Below are 19255 nucleotides of genomic sequence, written 5' to 3' on the forward strand. Positions count from 1 at the left end.
TAATCCGGAGAGGTATTATATCTAGTTTAGGCTTACCTAACAAACTGCATCCCTAAAATTCCACACAAGGCTTTAAATAAAATTAACCCATCTATTACCATTAAATAATACAAGATGTTTTTCCGTTTGTGCATGGTGTACGCAACGTAGATCGTTAGGAGAAACGGAAGTACATTGCACAAAACCTGTGGCCAGGCAAAGTCCTTATAATCAGCAAAAATCCCAAGAGAAAGTAATCCAACTATTAATAATGGAATAAGAATGTTGAATATTGTTTTGCGTAATCCATAACGAACAACGAAAGTCCTCAAATGCTTATTCGCATCTGTTGGATAATCTTTGATATCGAAAATGATAGCATTAACCGTACAAAACATCCAATTTTTAATAAAAAGCCAGGTCCACATTACCGAATCGTGGTAGCCAATTCCTGTTTCTATTTTCAGCATAATTAACGGTAAAACATTAGCGCAACACGCCCATACAAAACCAATAACAAAGGCCTTTAACCAACCTGTATTCCGAAGGTTAAAACTTAAAAAAGATTTTGGTAATAACCCGTAATACAGCACGCCGGCTATTATGATTATTGCGATTGCAGACCAGTAACTTATTGGAAGTTTTAAAAAATTGACGAAGTTTTGAAAAAGCAAGTTCAAAGACAAGATAAGGCATAGAACGAAAAGAATTCCCTGGCTCCAGTTAATAAACATTCTGTGCTTAAAGTACCATTGATTACGTGGGTTAGTAACAGTTGGGTTTGTGGAAACGTTGTGGTATGCGTGTGTGTAATAAATGGTTGGCGCTAAAAAAAGAAGCAGATAGTAATTAATAGAATTGAATGGAAGCCGAAGTTGCAATGTAGCTTCGATGGTTAAGGCTACAGCGAGAATGCCTACAAAGTAGTTTCCAAAAAAAACAAAGCGTATTAATTTATTAACCATTCTAAAATATAACTATTTGCAATTTCGAATTAAATATCCAAAAAAGACAGCATAATTAATTTGAAACAACTAAACCCGCTAAACGTTAGATATAAAACGATGGAAATGGAAAATCTTATAAGCATAGTTGAGGAAAATAGTGGTAATAGTATGTCTGTTGTGGGCGATACCTATAAAATTATCATTTCTGGAGAGCAAACCAACGGAGAATACGCCGTTATAGATATGTTGGTACCATCTTTTAGTGGTCCGGGGCCACATGCACATCCAAACATACAGGAGGCATTTTACATTTTAGATGGAGAAATCGAATTTACAACTGAGCAGGGCAAGCAAACTGCAAAAAAAGGAACTTTTGTAAATATTCCAAAGGGAGGAATCGTTCATCAGTTTAAAAACCTTAAGAAAAATCTGGCCCATATGCTTTGTATTGTTACACCTGCCGGCATGGAAAAAATGTTTGAATAGATAGGAACGCCAGTTGAAGCGAATACTTTTTTACCTGCACCGGAAATGAACCAGGACACGATGGCAAAGTTCGAAAAAATAGCAACGAAGTATGGTCAAAGGTTATACCCTACAGACTATTTCAAAAAATAAAAAAGCCTTTCAGATTTCTGAAAGGCTTCATGGTGGGAAATGAGGGGTTCGAACCCCCGACCCCCTCGGTGTAAACGAGGTGCTCTGAACCAGCTGAGCTAATTTCCCCTATTGGGTGTTTGTAAAAACCTTCCTAATCCAAGAAAGTTATGTGGGAAATGAGGGGTTCGAACCCCCGACCCCCTCGGTGTAAACGAGGTGCTCTGAACCAGCTGAGCTAATTTCCCTTTCCTTTTGGGAATGCAAATATAGCGCTATAATATTGTTTCGCAAATCTTTTTTATTTTTTTTCAACCTAGCAAGGTTTCTAAAATTTTATGCGATTGTACTTCTCCAAATGAGGCTGTATGTAAGGTATAGAAAACCAATATTTTATCAAGAAGAAATCGCCTTTTGCGATTGCTCATTTTGATTTCATAAATTTTTTCAAGCGAGGTTTCAAATAGCGAGATGAAACTTAACGCATCTTCACCTTCCAGGTAATGAGCATGTACAGGAACCCTCGAAACGAAAGCACCCTCATGTAAGTCGAAATAATTTTGATCGCCTCTACGCCTTCCGTTGGGCGAAAAACCTAAAAATCTGCTCAACTTTAAGAGAAAAGAAAGATGGAAGTTTGGATCTACATCCTCATTTTCATCAAACCAAGCGATTGCACTGAAAATATAATCGAACAGACTCTCATCGGCAGATTGCTGTCTGATGCTTTTATAAAGCACTTCGTTTAAAAAAATAACAATGCTGGTTTTAAGTACATTGTAAGGAATGCTTTTAAACACCGGTGTTTGCCTAATTTCTGAAACGCGTTGGATGGTGGTATTGGTCTTGTGATAAACCACCATATCTAACAAATGAAGTGATTGTAACATGTTCATTTTAACCTTTGCCTTAGGCTTTTTGACACCATTAATAAGGTAAGATTGCATCCCGAATTTATCGGTAAGCACTTGTACCACCACACTGCTCTCGCTGTAATTCGTTGTTTTTAAAACAATTCCCCTGACTTTGTGCAACATGCGACGAAAACAATTTTTCCAAAAGTATGTTATTTGTGCAAATTTAATTGCGCAAAAAGTAAATCAGATTTGTAAATAAGATTAGTTTTGCCCTTAACATATCATTTAAACTAGACTACACATGTGGGTAAAGCTATCGAGATTTATTCTTCAGAATCGTATCGCAATCATTTTATTCTTTATACTAGGCACCATATTTATGGCCTACCAAGCCAAAAATGTTAAGCTCTCTTATACAGGGAGCAAAATTCTGCCCGTTACTGATAGCGCCTTTGTTAGATATAATAACTTCAAAAAAACCTTTGGTGAAGATGGAAGTGTTATGGTTGTCGGGATACAATCGCCAAACATTTTTAAAAAAGACATTTATAATCAATGGGTTCAGTTATCAAACGAAATCCAACAACTTAAAGGCATTAAACAGGTTTTATCATCTGGAAGAATTTTCCAACTTGAGAAAGATACTGTTGATCAGAAATTTACATTAAAATCAATTCCTAATGGCTTGGTGAAATCTGATCCAGAGATGGATTCGATAAAGAACACCTTATTTAACACGCCATTTTTTGAAGGTTTGGTGTACAATAAACAGAACGCCACGCTGATGGCCATTACTTTTGACACCAAAATATTAAATACCGCAGAACGGAATCCCATCCTCAAACAGATCGAAGAAAAAGCAAGAGCCTTTGGTGAGAAAACCAAAATCCAGGTTCATATATCTGGGTTGCCATATATCCGTACGGCTGTTAGCAAGTTGGTTAGTAATGAATTTGTGCTTTTCCTGGGCCTTTCTATCTTAGTTTCGGCAGTAATTCTATTGTTCTTTTTTAGGAAATTTTATGCCGTATTCTTCCCTATTCTGGTTGTTGTTATGGGCGTAATCTGGAGTATCGGCACCTTAGTTTTATTTGGCTTCGAATTAACCATTCTTACTGGCTTAATACCGCCCCTTATTGTTATAATTGGTATTCCTAATAGCATTTTGCTTTTAAACAAGTACCAAAACGAGCTTAGGAAAGATGGCGATAAACAGAGGGCACTAAGTTTAACTATAGAGCGTATCGCAGTTACAACCCTAATAGCAAATATTACAGCAGCAATAGGATTTGGCGTGCTGTATTTCACCGGGAGCGAGTTGTTAATGCAATTTGGCAGTGTAGCGTCAATTAACGTAATGATTACCTGGTTAATGTGTTTATGTCTGATTCCAATCATCTTTAGTTATTTGCCGGCACCAAAACTTAAAGCCCAAACGCATATCGAAGAAGGTTTTTTACATAAACTTTTGGTAAAAACTGATAACCTGGTGCAAGGCAAAAGCAGTGTAATTTATATTGCAACCGTAATTATTTCAATTATTGCTTTTATTGGCGTAATGAAAATAAATGTGAACGGATATGTTGTAGATGATTTGCCAAAAAGTTCGACCATTTTGACAGACTTGAAATTTTTTGAGAAAAACTTTGAAGGGATTTTGCCTTTGGAAGTAAGTGTTGATACTAAAAAGAAGAATGGTGTATTTAACCTAACGAATCTAAAACGAATGGAAAAGATGGAAAAAATGATTTCCTCATATCCAGAATTTTCTAGATCGATTTCCGTAAATATGGGATTGAAATACGCTACACAGGCTTTCTACAACAATGATTCTACCTTCTTCCGTTTGCCAGATAACATGGAAAAGAATTTTATTTTAGCTTACATTGCTAGTGGAGGAAAAGGTAATGCTAGTTTACTAACCAATTTTGTGAGTAAGGGGAATCAGAGTACACGGATTAGTTTTCAAATGGCTGATGTTGGATCTAAACGCCTAGATGCTATTATGGCTGAATTAAAACCCAGAATCGATAGCATTTTACCCCCAGAGAAATTTGATGTTGAGCTAACCGGAAGCAGTGTTATCTTTTCTAAAGGCACAGACTATATGCTGAAACATCTGTTCGAGAGTATTGGCTTAGCCATTGTACTCATTTCCCTTTTGCGTTTGGCACAATTTAAAAGTTTAGGCATTATGTTTATTTCCCTATTACCGAATATTGTTCCGCTAATTATTACTGCTGGAATTATGGGATATTTTGGTATTTCGCTTAAACCATCTACCATTTTAATTTTTACAATTGCATTTGGTTTAGCATCAGATCAAACCATTTATTTCCTTACCCGTTACCAGCAAGAGCTGAATCTAACCAATTTCTCGGTACCAAAAGTAATTACCGATACCATAACCGAAACTGGCGTAAGCATGACTCATATTGCTTTAATTTTATTCTTTGGATTTGGAATATTTACTGCTAGTACTTTTGGTGGCACTGTAGTATTGGGCTTATTGCTATCGATAACTTTATTTGTGGCACTAATCTTCAATCTAACGCTATTGCCAGCATTGGTTTTGTGGTTAGATAAGAAGAAAGTAAGAACATTTGTTTCTGATGAGGAGACAGCCAAACACCTTGGCGAATTTGACCACTAGTTAAAGTAGCAAGTTGAAAACAAATTGGTTGCCATAGGACCTTAACTTAAGAAAAAGGAATGAAAAACCGCGTTCTAAGTATTTACAGGACTTTATAAACCTGATGGTAGCGAGCACGAGCGAAATTTTTTCTATGGAGCGAGTAAAGCGCACAGCAGGACTAACATTAAAATGGAAATAAGGCTTTGCTTTCCTATTATTTAAACAATGTTTAAACTACCTCTTGCACTTTGACGAAATTGATCGAGGATGAAGAAATAAAAAGTTACTCTGTTATTGGCTTTTCTTCTGGCTCGTCTACAGGAACTTCTACCGTTGGATCGGTAATAATTTCTGCGTTTCCATCGCCATCTTTAGCTGCAAAAACTATAGGATATAACATCCAAAGGGCGCCAACCATTACGAATATTCCTGCTAAAATTTGCATATACCTAGACCAACTTGCTTCATATGCATCTAAAATAAGGTAAGAAACATAAGATAACACGCCCAGAATAAGCAACAGAACGGCTTTTTGTAGTTTAAGAAGCTTGATCATGATGAGTTTTTTTTAGTTTGATGATATGAACTAGAACAAATGTGAGTCCAATAAGTTCGAGTAGGCCACAGAAATAAAAAGCATACAATACAAAATCGCGATTGGAGGGGCCAGTGAGGGCTAAGATAGGCAGCGCAATGATGGCCAAAACCATAAACATTAGCCCGATATTAAATAATTTCACCTTAAAGTATTTACATCAAAACTACCAAATTTGAGCGAAAAAACTTAACTTTGCAACCTTAATTTTTTGAGGTACTTAATTGATGTATAGCGAATTTAAACAATTAGAGCTTGCCAAAATAGGGCAGGAAATACTGGAGTTCTGGAAAAAAGAAAACATCTTTGAAAAGAGCATTTCTTCTCGTCCGAAATCCAATCCATTTACTTTTTACGAAGGGCCACCGTCTGCCAATGGCATGCCTGGTATTCACCACGTAATGGCTCGTGCTATTAAAGATATTTTCTGCCGATATAAAACTCTAAAAGGATACCAGGTAAAACGTAAAGGTGGCTGGGACACTCATGGTTTACCAATAGAACTTGCCGTTGAAAAAAAACTCGGCATTACCAAAGAAGACATTGGCAAAAAGATTAGTGTTGATGAATACAATGAAGCTTGCCGAACTGAAGTAATGCGCTATACCGATGTCTGGAACGATCTAACCGAAAAAATGGGATATTGGGTAGATTTAGAAAAGCCTTACATTACCTACGAAAACGAATACATAGAAACACTCTGGTGGATTTTAAAACAACTCTACGATAAGGGATTTTTATATAAAGGCTATACCGTGCAGCCCTATTCACCTGCTGCAGGTACAGGATTAAGCTCGCACGAGCTAAACCAGCCCGGCACATATAAAGATGTAAGTGATACAACCATTGTTGCACAGTTCAAAGCCATTACAGCAACTTTACCTGTACAGTTGCAGGCATTTGGAACGGTACACTTTTTAGCCTGGACAACCACACCATGGACTTTACCCAGCAATACTGCTTTAACTGTTGGTTCGAAAATAGACTATGTTTTAGTTAAATCTTTTAACCAATATACGTTTGAACCGATACAGGTAATTTTAGCGAAAGCATTAGTTGGCAAACAGTTTGGCGGCAAGTATTTTGCTACAGAGGCGGATGAGGACTTTGCAAATTTTAAAGCCGAAGACAAAAAAATTCCTTACCGCATTTTAGCCGCTTTTACTGGGGCTGATGTTGTTGATACCAAATACGAGCAATTATTACCGTTGGCGCTTCCTTACCAAAACGCAGCAGATGCTTTTAGGGTTATTGCCGGCGATTTCGTAACCACAGAAGATGGTACCGGTATTGTACACACCTCTCCTACTTTCGGTGCTGATGATGCCAGGGTGGCTAAATTGGCTACGCCAGAAGTGCCACCAATGTTAATTTTAGACGATAAGGGAAACCCTGTTCCACTGGTAGATTTACAAGGCAAATTTGTAGCGGCTTTAGGCGCAAAATATGGCGGTAAATACGTTAAAAACGAATATTATAAAGACGGTGAAGCGCCAGAAAAATCGGTAGATGTAGAACTTGCCATCCAATTGAAAGAAGAAAACAAGGCTTTCAAGGTGGAAAAATATGTGCATACTTACCCACACTGCTGGAGGACTGATAAACCTGTGTTATATTATCCTTTAGATAGCTGGTTTATTAAAACTACAGCTGTAAAGGACAAAATGGCCCAGTTGAATAAAACCATTAACTGGAAACCAGAATCGACAGGTACGGGAAGGTTTGGTAACTGGTTAGAGAACCTGGTTGACTGGAATCTTTCTCGTTCTCGCTATTGGGGAACGCCCTTGCCAATCTGGAGAACTGCAGATGGAGTAGAGGAAAAATGTATCGGCTCTATTGCAGAATTGAATGCCGAAATTGCCAAATCTGTTGCCGCAGGCTTTATGCCGTCGGGTTTTGAGTTGAAGGATATGCACCGTCCTTATGTAGATGATGTGATTTTAACATCTTCAAATGGGGAGAAAATGACCCGGGAAACCGACCTTATTGATGTTTGGTTTGATAGTGGTGCAATGCCATATGCACAGTGGCACTTCCCCTTCGAAAATAAAGACGAGTTTGCAAATGCCTACCCGGCAGATTTTATTGCAGAAGGTGTAGACCAAACACGTGGCTGGTTTTTTACGCTGCATGCTATTGCTGTTATGCTTAGCGAGGCTAGCAATGAAATAAAAGAAGTAAATGCTAAAACCGGAAATCAGGGCGTAGCTTTTAAAAATGTAGTTTCTAATGGCTTGGTGTTAGATAAGAATGGCAACAAAATGTCTAAACGTTTAGGCAATGCAGTAGATCCATTTAGCACCATCGAAACCTACAGTGCTGATGCTACCCGTTGGTATATGATTAGCAATGCATCGCCATGGGATAACCTTAAATTTAGCCTCGAAGGCTTAGACGAGGTGCGCCGTAAGTTCTTCGGCACTCTTTACAACACCTACGCATTTTTTGCGTTGTATGCCAACATCGATAAATTTGAAATAGACAAAAACAACTTAAGCAAAGTTGCCGACAGAACGGAGCTTGATCGCTGGATTTTATCTTTATTGCAAAACTTAATTAGCGAAGTTGATGAGGCATACAATACCTACGAGCCAACAAAAGCAACGCGGGCAGTTCAAACATTTGTTGATGAACATTTAAGCAACTGGTATATCAGGTTAAGTCGCCGACGCTTCTGGAAAGGTGAAATGACCGAAGATAAGCGTGCGGCATATGAAACATTGTATACGTGCCTGGAAACATTAGCACAACTGATGAGTCCTGTTGCACCTTTCTTTGCCGATTGGTTATATAAAAATTTAACTGTTACTGATAAAAATGCAGCACAATCTGTGCACCTCACATTATGGACGGATGCGGATAGGAGCTTAATTGATACAGACTTGAATGAGCGTATGGTGTATGCCCAAGATATCTCCTCTATGGTTTTATCATTACGCAAAAAGTCGAGTATTAATGTTCGCCAGCCCCTCCAAAAGATTTTAATTCCATCTTTGAATGGTGATTTTGAGCAGAAAATAAGCAAAGTAGCCGATTATATTCTTTCTGAAACGAACGTGAAGCATATCGAATTCATTACTGATACGCATGGCATAGTCAAGAAAAAACTAAAGCCAAACTTTAAATCTTTAGGGAAAAAAGTGGGCAAAGATATGAGTATTGTTAAGCAGGCTTTGGAAAACATGACCCAAGACGATATTTACCGTTTAGAAACCGATGGCTATGTAAATGTGTTTGGAACAGATAACCTGCAGCACGCCATAGATTTAAATGATGATGTAGAGGTTTTCGCAGAAGATATTCCGGGTTGGCAGGTAACCAATTTAGGAAGTTTAACAGTTGCCTTAGATGTAACCATCTCTGAAGATCTGAAACAGGAAGGTATCTCAAGAGAATTGGTAAACAGAATTCAGAATTTAAGGAAAGAGCTCAACTTCGAGGTAACAGACCGGATTAAAGTCGCTTTACAAAATGATAACCTTGTTGCTACCGCAGTTAACAAAAACAAGGCATACATTTGTGCGGAAATTTTGGCCGATGAACTGGAATTAAACGATACGGTATTAAATGCAAACAAAATTAGCATCGATGATGTTGAATTAAGCATTTCAGTAACTAAAATATAAATCCATATATTAGAAAACTAAATTAAAAACATGGAAAACAGTAACAAAACACGCTACTCAGACAGTGAACTTCAGGAATTTAAAGAGTTAATTCAAGATAAATTACGCATGGCGAAAGAAGAACTTAATGCTTTAACATCATCATTAAGTAACCCTAATGCCAATGGTACAGAAGATACATCTGGTGCTTACAAAACTTTAGAAGATGGTTCTGCAACCATGGAGAAAGAACAAATTAATCAGCTTGCTGCCCGCCAGAAGAAATTCATTGATAATTTAGAAAATGCTTTAGTGCGTATCGAAAACAAAACTTACGGCATCTGCCGCGAAACAGGCAAACTGATCCAAAAGGAGCGTTTAAGAGCAGTACCGCATGCTACTTTAAGTATGGAAGCTAAATTAAAACAGAGTTAATGAAAGGCTATACAAAACCTTTGATTGTTATCTTTTTAGTTTTACTTGCTGATCAGGTATTAAAAACGTGGATTAAAACCCACATGTATCTTGGCCAGGAGTTCAACATTATCGGCAAATGGTTTATCATCCATTTTACCGAAAATAATGGCATGGCCTTCGGGATGGAGTTTGGCGGAGAGTTTGGAAAGTTGGCTTTATCATTATTCAGAATAGTAGCCGTTGCTGGAATAGGTTATGGTTTGCACTATTTAATTAAACATAAATATCACCGCGGACTAATTTTGAACGTTGCGCTAATTTTTGCCGGAGCACTTGGAAACATCATCGATTCGGTATTTTATGGTAAAATATATGGTTACGAAAATTGGTTCCATGGCAGGGTAGTAGACATGCTTTACTTTCCAATTGCTCAGGGACACTTTCCGAGTTGGATCCCGATATGGGGAGGAGATGAATTTTTATTTTTCAGACCAGTGTTTAACCTTGCCGATGCCGCCATCTCTGTTGGCGTAATCCTTATCCTCATCTTCCAGAAAAACTACTTTAAAGAAGATGTTAAGGATGATGTTAGTATCAATAGCGAGATTGTAGAAGATTAATAGAGAATTGAAGTGATTCAGCTTGACACTTATAAATCCCATTTCCTAATCGAAATGGGATTTTTTTATTAAGTCATTGGTGGGCGGCGAAGCATCGTTACAAAGGCAAAAATCAATTCCTTGCATATTAAAGTTCCACTGTACCCTATCATAACCATTTTATTTATTAAGTTGTTGTAAAGCAAGCCCGCTACTAAAATTAAAGTTTCTTCCCGCTATCCTTACTGCCAATGAGGCCTGTGCTTTATTCATCTTTCAATTAAAATGATAAGAAAGTATTAACCCGCATTGGCATTCATACTATCGGGTTTAGTAACTTTGATTACTGCAATAAACCAAAATTGTATGGCCGCAAAGTGAAATGTTCTAACTACAGCATACTTAAAAATCGGTAGTGAAAAGCAGCGGAAAGCTTATGAAGTTTTAACTGAAAACAATATTCATGCTTTCATATTAAGAATGTTTTATACCCAGCGATGGTAAGTTAGTGCTAAACAAAAAAACCCCAACGTGATGTTGGGGCTTTGATTTATTCCTATCGATCTTAGACGCCTAATAGTAACCTGGCCGGATCTTCTAACAATTGTTTTACGCGGACTAAGAAACCAACTGATTCACGCCCATCGATAATTCTATGGTCATAAGATAAGGCAACATACATCATCGGGCGAATAACCACCTCCCCTTTCTCAGCAATTGGACGCTCTACAATGTTATGCATACCCAAAATGGCCGATTGTGGGGCATTTATAATTGGAGTTGACATCATAGAACCAAATACACCACCATTAGTAATGGTAAATGTTCCACCTGTCATTTCTTCAATCGTTAATTTACCATCTCTTGCCTTTAAAGCTAAAGCTAAAACAGATTTTTCAATTTCTGCCAGGCTCATACGCTCTGCATTACGAATAACCGGAACTACCAAACCTTTCGGTGCAGAAACTGCAATGGAAACATCGGCAAAGTTATTGTAAACAATTTCTTCACCATCAATACGGGCATTAACTGCAGGAAAGTCTTTCAGTGCTTCCGTAACAGCTTTGGTAAAGAAACTCATAAAGCCTAAACCAACGCCATATTTTTCTTTAAAAGAATCTTTATACTTTCCACGTAAATCCATGATTGGCTTCATGTTTACTTCGTTGAAAGTAGTTAGCATTGCAGTTTCGTTTTTCACTGAAACTAAACGCTTTGCAACTGTTTTACGCAACGGAGACATCTTTTCACGACGCTCGCTACGTGCATCTGCTGCAACAGGGCTAGCTACCGGGCTTTCTGCTTTTGGTGCTTCAGGCTTTTTACCAGCTTCAGCTTTTACTGCATCGTCTTTTGTAATCCGTCCGTCTACTCCTGTACCTTTAACGCCTGTAGCATCAATACCTTTCTCGGCAAGAATCTTTCCAGCTGCCGGGGATGGTGTACCAGTGGCATAGCTCTCGCCAGATTTTTCTGCAACCGGAGCCTGTACCTTATCGGCCGCAGCAGGAGCATTCTCTTCTGCTTGAGGCGCATCTGCTTTCGCAGGTGCGGCACCACCTTCTTCAATTTTACAAACTACTGCGCCAATGGCTAAAGTGTCGCCTTCAGCAGCTATGGTTTTTAAAGTCCCAGCCTGTTCTGCAGTTAATTCAAATGTAGCTTTATCTGATTCTAACTCAGCTATCACTTCATCCATTTCAACAACATCGCCGTCGTTCTTTATCCAACGCGATAAAACAACTTCGGTAATCGACTCCCCAACTGGTGGAACTTTTATCTCTAAACTCATATTTTTAAAATTGTATATTCTTTGATGTTTATGTCTTGATTTACTGGCTAAGCGATAAGGAAACCCCTAAAGCTTACATTTTCCATGCACTAACTTAATCGGCCTCAGCCATTTTCTTTGTAGCTTTTTTTGTGGCTTCCTTTACTTCCTCTTCTTTAACAGGAACTTCTAAAGCCTTTGCCAAAATGTAAGCCTGTTGGTTTGCGTGTTGTTTTGCAAAACCAGTAGCGGTACTGCTGCTTTCTCTTCTGGAAATTACATCAATACCTTTAAGCTCAGTTTTGTATAATTTGCGGAACAAATATGGCCAGGCACCCATGTTTTCTGGCTCTTCTTGTACCCAGAAAATTTCATTAGCATTTTTATATTTATTTTTGATGGCAACCATCTGATCAACAGGCGTTGGATAAAGTTGTTCTACACGCACAATTGCAACATGTTTAACCTCGTCTGCCTGCTGTTTTTCGAACAGTTCGTAGTAAATTTTTCCACTGCAGAAAATTATTCTGGTGATACTATTTACATCAGCATTTGCATCATCAATTACCTCTTTGAAACCACCTTGCGTAAATTCATCTAACTTAGATACACATGCCGGGTGGCGAAGCAGGCTTTTTGGCGAAAATACTACTAAAGGCTTGCGGAAATCGCGTTTAAACTGGCGACGCAACACATGGAAGAAATTTGCTGGTGTAGAACAGTTAACCACCTGCATATTGTAATCTGCACAAAGCTCCATAAAACGCTCTATCCGTGCAGATGAGTGTTCTGGGCCTTGTCCTTCATATCCGTGCGGTAATAACATCACTAAACCATTTTCGCGTTGCCACTTTGTTTCTGCACTGGCAATGTATTGGTCTACCACAATTTGCGCACCGTTAAAGAAATCGCCAAACTGGGCTTCCCAAATGGTTAACGCATTTGGATTAGCCATTGCGTAACCATACTCAAACCCAAGTACACCATATTCAGATAAATGTGAATTGTAGATATCAAATGTTGCTTGCTGATCTGAAATATTCGCCAAAGGCACATATTCTTCTTCAGCATCTTCCAAAGTTAACACGGCATGGCGATGTGAAAATGTTCCACGCTCTACATCTTGTCCGCTTAAACGAACGCGTTTGCCTTCTGATAATAATGTTCCATAAGCCAATTGTTCGCCCATGGCCCAGTCGAAAACATGCGACTCGTTAACCATTTTGCTGCGCTCGGCAAACAGTTTTTCTATCTTTTTGAAAAACTTCTTGTTCTCTGGCAATGTGGTAATGCGTTTACCAATTTCAAGTAGAGTTGCTTTTTTAACAGCAGTTACCGGAGAGGTCTCGAAATCCTTCGGAGTTGCCATACGCAGATCTGCCCAGGCACCACCAAATTTAACTTCACTGTTGCCTGCAACATACTCCTTAGCCTCATTTAAGCGCTCTTGTAAAAGTCCACGGAAATCTTTTTCCATTTCTTTTGCCAAACCAGCCTCCAATTTACCCTCTTTGGTTAATTGCTCAATATAGATTTCCCTTGGATTAGGGTGCTTTTCAATTGTTTTGTATAATAAAGGCTGGGTAAATTTAGGCTCATCAGACTCGTTGTGGCCAAAGCGACGGTAACAAAGAATATCGATGAATACATCATTTTTATACCTCTGGCGGTACTCCATTGCCAAATTAATGGCATAAACTAGCGCCTCTGGGTCATCACCATTTACGTGAAATACCGGCGACAGGGTAACTTTAGCAATATCTGTACAATAGGTACTGGTACGTGCATCTTTGTAATTGGTTGTAAAGCCAATTTGGTTATTAATAACTAAGTGGATCGTTCCACCTGTTTTATAACCTTCCAAACCGGCCATCTGAATTACTTCGTATACAATTCCCTGGCCAGCAACAGAAGCATCTCCGTGAATTAAAATTGGCGCTAATCGGCTATTATCTCCACCATATTTAAAGTCGATCTTAGAACGACTCATTCCCTCAACCACTCCATCAACAGTTTCTAAGTGAGATGGGTTTGGGCACAAGCTTAAGTGTACACTTTTGCCACCATTTGTGGTTACATCTGTAGAGTAACCTAAGTGGTATTTCACATCACCGCCAAAAGGCGTTTCCGGGTTATAACTTTTACCCTCGAACTCTGCAAAAATATCTTTGTAAGTTTTTTGCATGATATTAGCCAACACGTTTAATCTTCCGCGGTGGGCCATACCAATTACAAACTCTTCAATACCTAAAGCTGCTCCTTTTTCAATAACAGAATCCAAGGCTGGTATTAATGCCTCAGCGCCTTCTAATGAAAATCGTTTCTGACCTAAAAACTTTGTACCCAAAAAGTTTTCGAAACTCACTGCTTCGTTCAGTTTTTTAAGGATACGTTTTTTCTCCTCTATTGAAAAACTTGGCGTATTGCGTACGCTTTCCATTTTCCCCTGAATCCAGTTTAAAACTTCTGGTGTACGTAAAAATTTAAACTCTGCACCAATTGAACTTGCATAGGTTTGAGATAGCACAGCAATAATATCTTTCAATTTTGCTGCACCGATACCGATCTCTACACCAGAATTGAAAACCGTATCCAAATCTGCATCAGACAAACCAAAATTAGCTAAATCTAGGGTAGGCAAATGTTTACGCCTTTCGCGTACCGGATTGGTATGTGTAAACAAGTGACCACGACTACGATAGCCATCAATCAAGTTTAAAACATTAACTTCTTTTAAAAAATGTTCTGGTGTTTCCGTTGTTACGGCACTGGTCTCAGACCCTCTTCCAAAATCAAAACCCTCAAAAAACTTTTGCCAACCAAACTCAACTGATTCAGGATCTTGCTGATACGACTGATATAAAGAATCTATATATTCGGCGTTTGCGCCATTAAGATAAGATAAACTACCCATTATTAACTGTTTACTATAAGCATTACAAAATTAGAATTTTACCTTATATAAATGGTAAAAATCAGTATTAAAATAAGATTTATTGATTTTCAAATTTAAGCAGCACCTAAAAAATAGTTTGATATGGGTTGCTTCTTGGCGGATATATAAAAAATCAACAGGAACTACGTGTATATAGCGTTTTCCAGTACAATTATGATGCCCAAGTAGTGGCATAATTTCCTTTCGGATCGAGATTTTTAATATTCTTATCGAGATCGAAAACACTTTTTGTTTTTTGATCATTTCCTACACCAGCTACGTTTGCCCAGTTACCCCAGTTACTTGCTGGGTTATAATCGATTAGCTTCTCTTCAAAGTAGGCAGCGCCAAGTACCCAGCTAACCTCGAGATTATTAATCAGGTATAGCGCAGCAGTTTGGCGAGCAATATTAGAAATGTAACCTGTTTGGTTAAGTTCGGTCATCACAGCATCCACAACCGCAAAGCCAGTTTGACCGTTTTTCCATTTGCTTAGATTTTCCTGCTCATTGTCTACATCTACCAAGCCCTGGCTTCCAAACCCATCTGGATTGAAGAACGTGTCGCCATACTTTTTGAACATAAATCGAAAATAATCTCTCCAAAGCAAACCTAGCAACACGTGATTAAACATCGCCTTAGCATTAGGCACTCCTTCCATTTTCTTTATTTCCCAATACACCTTCCGTGGAGATAGGCATCCCATAGCCAACCACGCAGACAGTTTTGATGCTAACACCAAATTCTTGGCAGTAGCTGCCTGCTGCATGGCCAAAATCACAAGATGTAAATGCAATAAGCCTTCTGCTTCGCCCCCTTGGTATTCGAAATCACTTCGCTGGTCTTTCTGTTGAATTTGCAAACCTAAATCTGCCAGCGCAGGAATGTTTCCCCAATCTATTACTTCTGCAACATTTACCCTATCGGGAGCTAGGAAACAAGGTTTTATGATCGAATCGCGTTCAATCTTTTTCTTAAACTGGTTAAAAGCATCTGGAATATCCTTTATTGGAAAAGGCAAATCCTCTTTATTATATAGCGTATGGCCGATGAAGTGCTTCAAGTTTACCCTAAGTTTCCACAAGGCATTTTCTACTAAAGATGAAATATGCGTTTCTTCTTTCGCTACTTCGCGGTGATGGTACACCTCCGTAATATCATATTCCTGCACATATTGAGGAATAAGGTCTTCTGGGTTTCCTATTGCAATAAGTAGATTTCCACCAATTTGCTTAAGCGATTGCCTTAAACCTGTAACACTTTCCAGAAGAAACTGCGCCCTGATATTGCCTGTTTTCAAAGTTCCAAATCTGGTTTCTGCGAACTGGCGTGTATCTAAGATGTAAACCGGTAAAATTGCATCAGATTTAGCAATAGCTTCCACGAGCATTTCATTATCATGCAGTCGTAAATCATTTCTAAACCAGACTAAAATTTTTTTGGACATCTTTTCGAAACAAGGGTTTTAAGAACGTAATTACAAATTTATCGTAATTTTTCGCTACACCAACAGCCTGTAAAATTCTTTACAAACCGCCAACAATAAAACACTTATGGAATATCAGCGTACCAATCATCTATTGTTGAAATATTGATTTTAACATTAAAGAATAAAAAAATGAAGCAAATATTACTCATACTCCTCTTCCCAGTCCATGTTTTTGCGCAAAGCCAACTTAAAACGAAGGCCATCCTCTCAAATGTAACTGTGTATAATAATGGTGCACAACTTACCCACACTGGCAGAGTTAGCCTGCCGACGGGTACCTCCGAAGTCGTAATCAACAACATCTCGGGAAAAGTAAATGAGAGCTCTATCCAGGTTGGGGTTTCTGGTGGGGTAACAATTCTATCCGTACAGTTTAACAGGGATTTTTTGAATGGCGACACCACAAACCCTGAAATAAAGCAACTGAATGATAGCGTAAAGCTGGTAAGTAGCGATTTAATCAAAACCCGCAATGCGAAATCGGTTGAAGAACAAACGCTGGTTTTGCTCGACGAAAACAGAAAATCGGGTGGCACGAATACGGGCACGAATGTTAGCGAGCTAATTAAGCTTGCCGACTATTACAGAGCTAAGAATGCTGAGGTAAGAAATGCCATAACAGTACTAATGAATATGGAAGAAAGGCAAAGCCAAAAACTTAATGCCTTGAGGCACCAAATTACGGAATTACGCAATAACCCAAACCAGCAACTGGGGCAACTGGTTTTACAGCTTATGGCGAAAGAAACAACTGTAGCTAACTATAATATATCGTATGTTACACCCGTTGCGAGTTGGGTAGCCAGCTACGACATCAAATCGAGTAGTACAACTAAACCCTTAGAGATGGTTTATAAGGCCGCCATTACCCAAAGCACCGGTTTAGATTGGAAAAAAATCAAACTTTCTCTCTCTACCGGTAGCCCGAATTATAACATTACGGCACCACAACTAAATCCCTGGTTCGTATCTACCTACAAGACCTTACAAACAAGTTTACAAGGAAGGGTTGCAGGACTAGTGCTTCGGGGGGTGGGATCATTAGCAGAAGAAGATAAAGGATACTTGGATGAAGTTGTTGTTGCCAATGCCACGCAAAAACAAAAACCTTTAGCAAATTCAGTATCTACCATTGATGAATACACTAAAGTAAATGAGAGCCAGCTTGGTGTAACTTTTGATATCGAAATTCCATACGACATAAATAGCGACAACAAACCCCATACGATTGCCTTTAAAGAGTTTGCTATACCCGCTATTTACAAGTATTATGCGGCCCCGAAACTAAGTAATGATGCTTATCTATTGGCGGACGTAATTGATTGGGAAAAATTAAATCTTCAGGCTGGCGATGCCAATATTATTTTTGAAGGTACCTATACCGGCAAGTCATTTATCAATCCTGCCAGCATTTTGGATACATTAAGCTTAAGCATGGGAAGAGATAAAAAAATAATCATCACAAAAGAAAAGCAAGAAGAGTTTAGCAGCACAAAATTTATTGGTTCAAACAAAAAACAGCTATTCACTTATCTGATTAAAGTAAGAAACACTAAAAGCGAACCTATTGAACTTGTTCTTAAAGACCAATATCCGCTGTCAACAGAAAGTGATATAGAAATCGAACTTCTTGAAAATAGCGGCGCCATGGCAAACAAAGAAACAGGAATGTTAACCTGGCAGTTGAAAATTGCACCCAATGAAACTAAATCCATCAAATTGAGTTACACAGTTAAGGCACCGAAAGGCAAAATCATTGCATGGCTTTAACCATCAATGCTGCGATGGGTGAGTCATTAATCAAGATGTGCGCTATTAACGCTGACTTAGACTTGAGACTCTAGAATTGAGACTCTAGACTTTAGACTTTAGACTTTAGACAAACCCTTTTGTATCTTTAGTGTTTTAAAAAGATGGCGAAAAAAATATTGATTACAGGAGCGAGCGGCCTTGTGGGCACTGCACTTAAAAAGCAACTATTAGATCAAGGCTATGAAGTAAATACGCTTTCGAGGAAAGGAAATGGCAAACCAAACAATTTTACCTGGGATGTTTACAAAGGCGAGATTGACGTTAAGTCATTAAATGGTGTGGATGCAATCATCCACCTGGCTGGAGAAGGCGTAGTAGATAAAAAATGGACAAAGGAACGCAAGCAACAAATAATTGAAAGCAGGGTAAAATCTACGGCGCTCTTACATCAAGCAATTCGTTCTAACCCTGATCACCGGGTTACAACTTTTATTTCTGCTTCTGCAGTAGGTTTTTATGGCGATGGCGGTGATGGAATTTTAACTGAAGAAACCGCTAAAGGCTTTGGCTTTTTAGCAGATTGCTGCAAACTTTGGGAAGATGCTGTAGATGATGGAAGAAAATTAGGGTTACGGGTTGTAAAATTACGCACAGGAATTGTTTTAAGTAATGATGGTGGTGCACTGCCTCAGTTAGACAAACCCATCCGTTTTTTTGTTGGCGCTCCCATAGGAACAGGAAAGCAATGGACGCCCTGGTTACATCTAGACGATATGGTAGCCATGTATATTGATGCCATCACCAATACCAAAATGGAAGGCAGCTACAATGCTTGTGCCCCATTTCCAGTAACAAACCTGGGATTAACTAAAGCAATTGCTAAACATTTGCATAGACCGGTTTGGCCTATAAAAGTACCCAGAAAAATTTTGGAGATGGCTATGGGTGAGCGTGTAGAGGCAGTATTGATGAGCAGTAATACCTCAGCACAGAAAATTTTAGATGTGGGATTCAAGTTTAAATTTACACATTTAGACGATGCTTTGAGCAACTTATACAGTTGATAAAAACAAA

Annotated in this window: 13 protein-coding genes and 2 tRNA genes; 7 read left to right on the plus strand and 8 right to left on the minus strand. The window is 38.6% G+C overall.

Annotated elements, in window-relative coordinates:
- Positions 1-32: 32 nt before the first annotated feature.
- Positions 33-449, minus strand: a complete 417-nt coding sequence (locus OQ268_RS01695; RefSeq protein WP_265854330.1) for a UbiA prenyltransferase family protein — start codon at positions 447-449, stop codon at positions 33-35.
- Positions 450-1049: 600 nt separating this feature from the next.
- Between OQ268_RS01695 and OQ268_RS01700 the strand changes: the two genes are divergently transcribed.
- Complete coding sequence (locus OQ268_RS01700) at positions 1050-1412, plus strand: cupin domain-containing protein (protein ID WP_265854331.1); 363 nt, start codon at positions 1050-1052, stop codon at positions 1410-1412.
- Positions 1413-1574: 162 nt separating this feature from the next.
- Here the strand turns inward: OQ268_RS01700 and OQ268_RS01705 are convergent.
- The 3 genes from OQ268_RS01705 to recO all read right to left on the minus strand — a co-directional run bounded on the left by OQ268_RS01705 (position 1575) and on the right by recO (position 2560).
- Positions 1575-1652: transfer RNA gene (locus OQ268_RS01705), tRNA-Val, on the minus strand.
- A 44-nt stretch (positions 1653-1696) separates the two neighbouring features.
- Positions 1697-1771: transfer RNA gene (locus tag OQ268_RS01710), tRNA-Val, on the minus strand.
- Positions 1772-1834: 63 nt separating this feature from the next.
- Entirely contained in the window at positions 1835-2560 is a 726-nt protein-coding gene (gene recO / locus OQ268_RS01715; RefSeq protein ID WP_265854332.1) for a DNA repair protein RecO, read from the minus strand.
- 121 nt (positions 2561-2681) lie between these two features.
- Here recO and OQ268_RS01720 point away from each other — a divergent pair, with 121 nt between their 5' ends.
- Positions 2682-5033, plus strand: coding sequence for an efflux RND transporter permease subunit (locus OQ268_RS01720; protein ID WP_265854333.1), 2352 nt, complete (start codon positions 2682-2684; stop codon positions 5031-5033).
- Between the two features lie 265 nt (positions 5034-5298).
- On the opposite strand, the gene OQ268_RS01725 is transcribed toward OQ268_RS01720, so the two are convergent.
- A complete protein-coding gene (locus OQ268_RS01725; protein ID WP_265854334.1) occupies positions 5299-5571 on the minus strand; it encodes a hypothetical protein in 273 nt (90 codons plus the stop codon).
- 266 nt (positions 5572-5837) lie between these two features.
- Between OQ268_RS01725 and ileS the strand changes: the two genes are divergently transcribed.
- Genes ileS through OQ268_RS01740 form a run of 3 tightly spaced genes read left to right on the plus strand, consistent with a single transcriptional unit; the run spans position 5838 to position 10255 of the window.
- Positions 5838-9239, plus strand: a complete 3402-nt coding sequence (gene ileS, locus OQ268_RS01730) for an isoleucine--tRNA ligase (protein WP_265854335.1) — start codon at positions 5838-5840, stop codon at positions 9237-9239.
- 30 nt (positions 9240-9269) lie between these two features.
- Complete coding sequence (locus tag OQ268_RS01735) at positions 9270-9653, plus strand: TraR/DksA family transcriptional regulator (RefSeq protein ID WP_010600357.1); 384 nt, start codon at positions 9270-9272, stop codon at positions 9651-9653.
- Positions 9653-10255: a lipoprotein signal peptidase gene (locus OQ268_RS01740; protein WP_265854336.1), complete on the plus strand. Its 603-nt coding sequence runs from the start codon at positions 9653-9655 to the stop codon at positions 10253-10255. Before OQ268_RS01735 ends, OQ268_RS01740 begins: the two co-directional genes overlap by 1 nt.
- Before the next feature lie 544 nt (positions 10256-10799).
- On the opposite strand, the gene odhB is transcribed toward OQ268_RS01740, so the two are convergent.
- The 3 genes from odhB to OQ268_RS01755 form a co-directional block, all read right to left on the minus strand.
- Complete coding sequence (gene odhB, locus OQ268_RS01745) at positions 10800-12026, minus strand: 2-oxoglutarate dehydrogenase complex dihydrolipoyllysine-residue succinyltransferase (RefSeq protein WP_265854337.1); 1227 nt, start codon at positions 12024-12026, stop codon at positions 10800-10802.
- Between the two features lie 94 nt (positions 12027-12120).
- Entirely contained in the window at positions 12121-14919 is a 2799-nt protein-coding gene (locus tag OQ268_RS01750; protein WP_265854338.1) for a 2-oxoglutarate dehydrogenase E1 component, read from the minus strand.
- A gap of 193 nt (positions 14920-15112) precedes the next feature.
- A complete protein-coding gene (locus OQ268_RS01755) occupies positions 15113-16387 on the minus strand; it encodes a DASH family cryptochrome (protein WP_265854339.1) in 1275 nt (424 codons plus the stop codon).
- A 171-nt stretch (positions 16388-16558) separates the two neighbouring features.
- Between OQ268_RS01755 and OQ268_RS01760 the strand changes: the two genes are divergently transcribed.
- Together OQ268_RS01760 and OQ268_RS01765 are read left to right on the plus strand one after the other, a co-directional pair.
- Positions 16559-18199, plus strand: a complete 1641-nt coding sequence (locus OQ268_RS01760) for a DUF4139 domain-containing protein (RefSeq protein WP_265854340.1) — start codon at positions 16559-16561, stop codon at positions 18197-18199.
- Between the two features lie 143 nt (positions 18200-18342).
- A complete protein-coding gene (locus OQ268_RS01765) occupies positions 18343-19245 on the plus strand; it encodes a TIGR01777 family oxidoreductase (RefSeq protein ID WP_265854341.1) in 903 nt (300 codons plus the stop codon).
- The last annotated feature ends 10 nt before the right edge of the window (positions 19246-19255 follow it).

Origin of the sequence: Pedobacter sandarakinus (assembly GCF_026240095.1) — a bacterium.
In the GTDB taxonomy this organism is placed as follows: Bacteria; Bacteroidota; Bacteroidia; order Sphingobacteriales; family Sphingobacteriaceae; genus Pedobacter; species Pedobacter sandarakinus.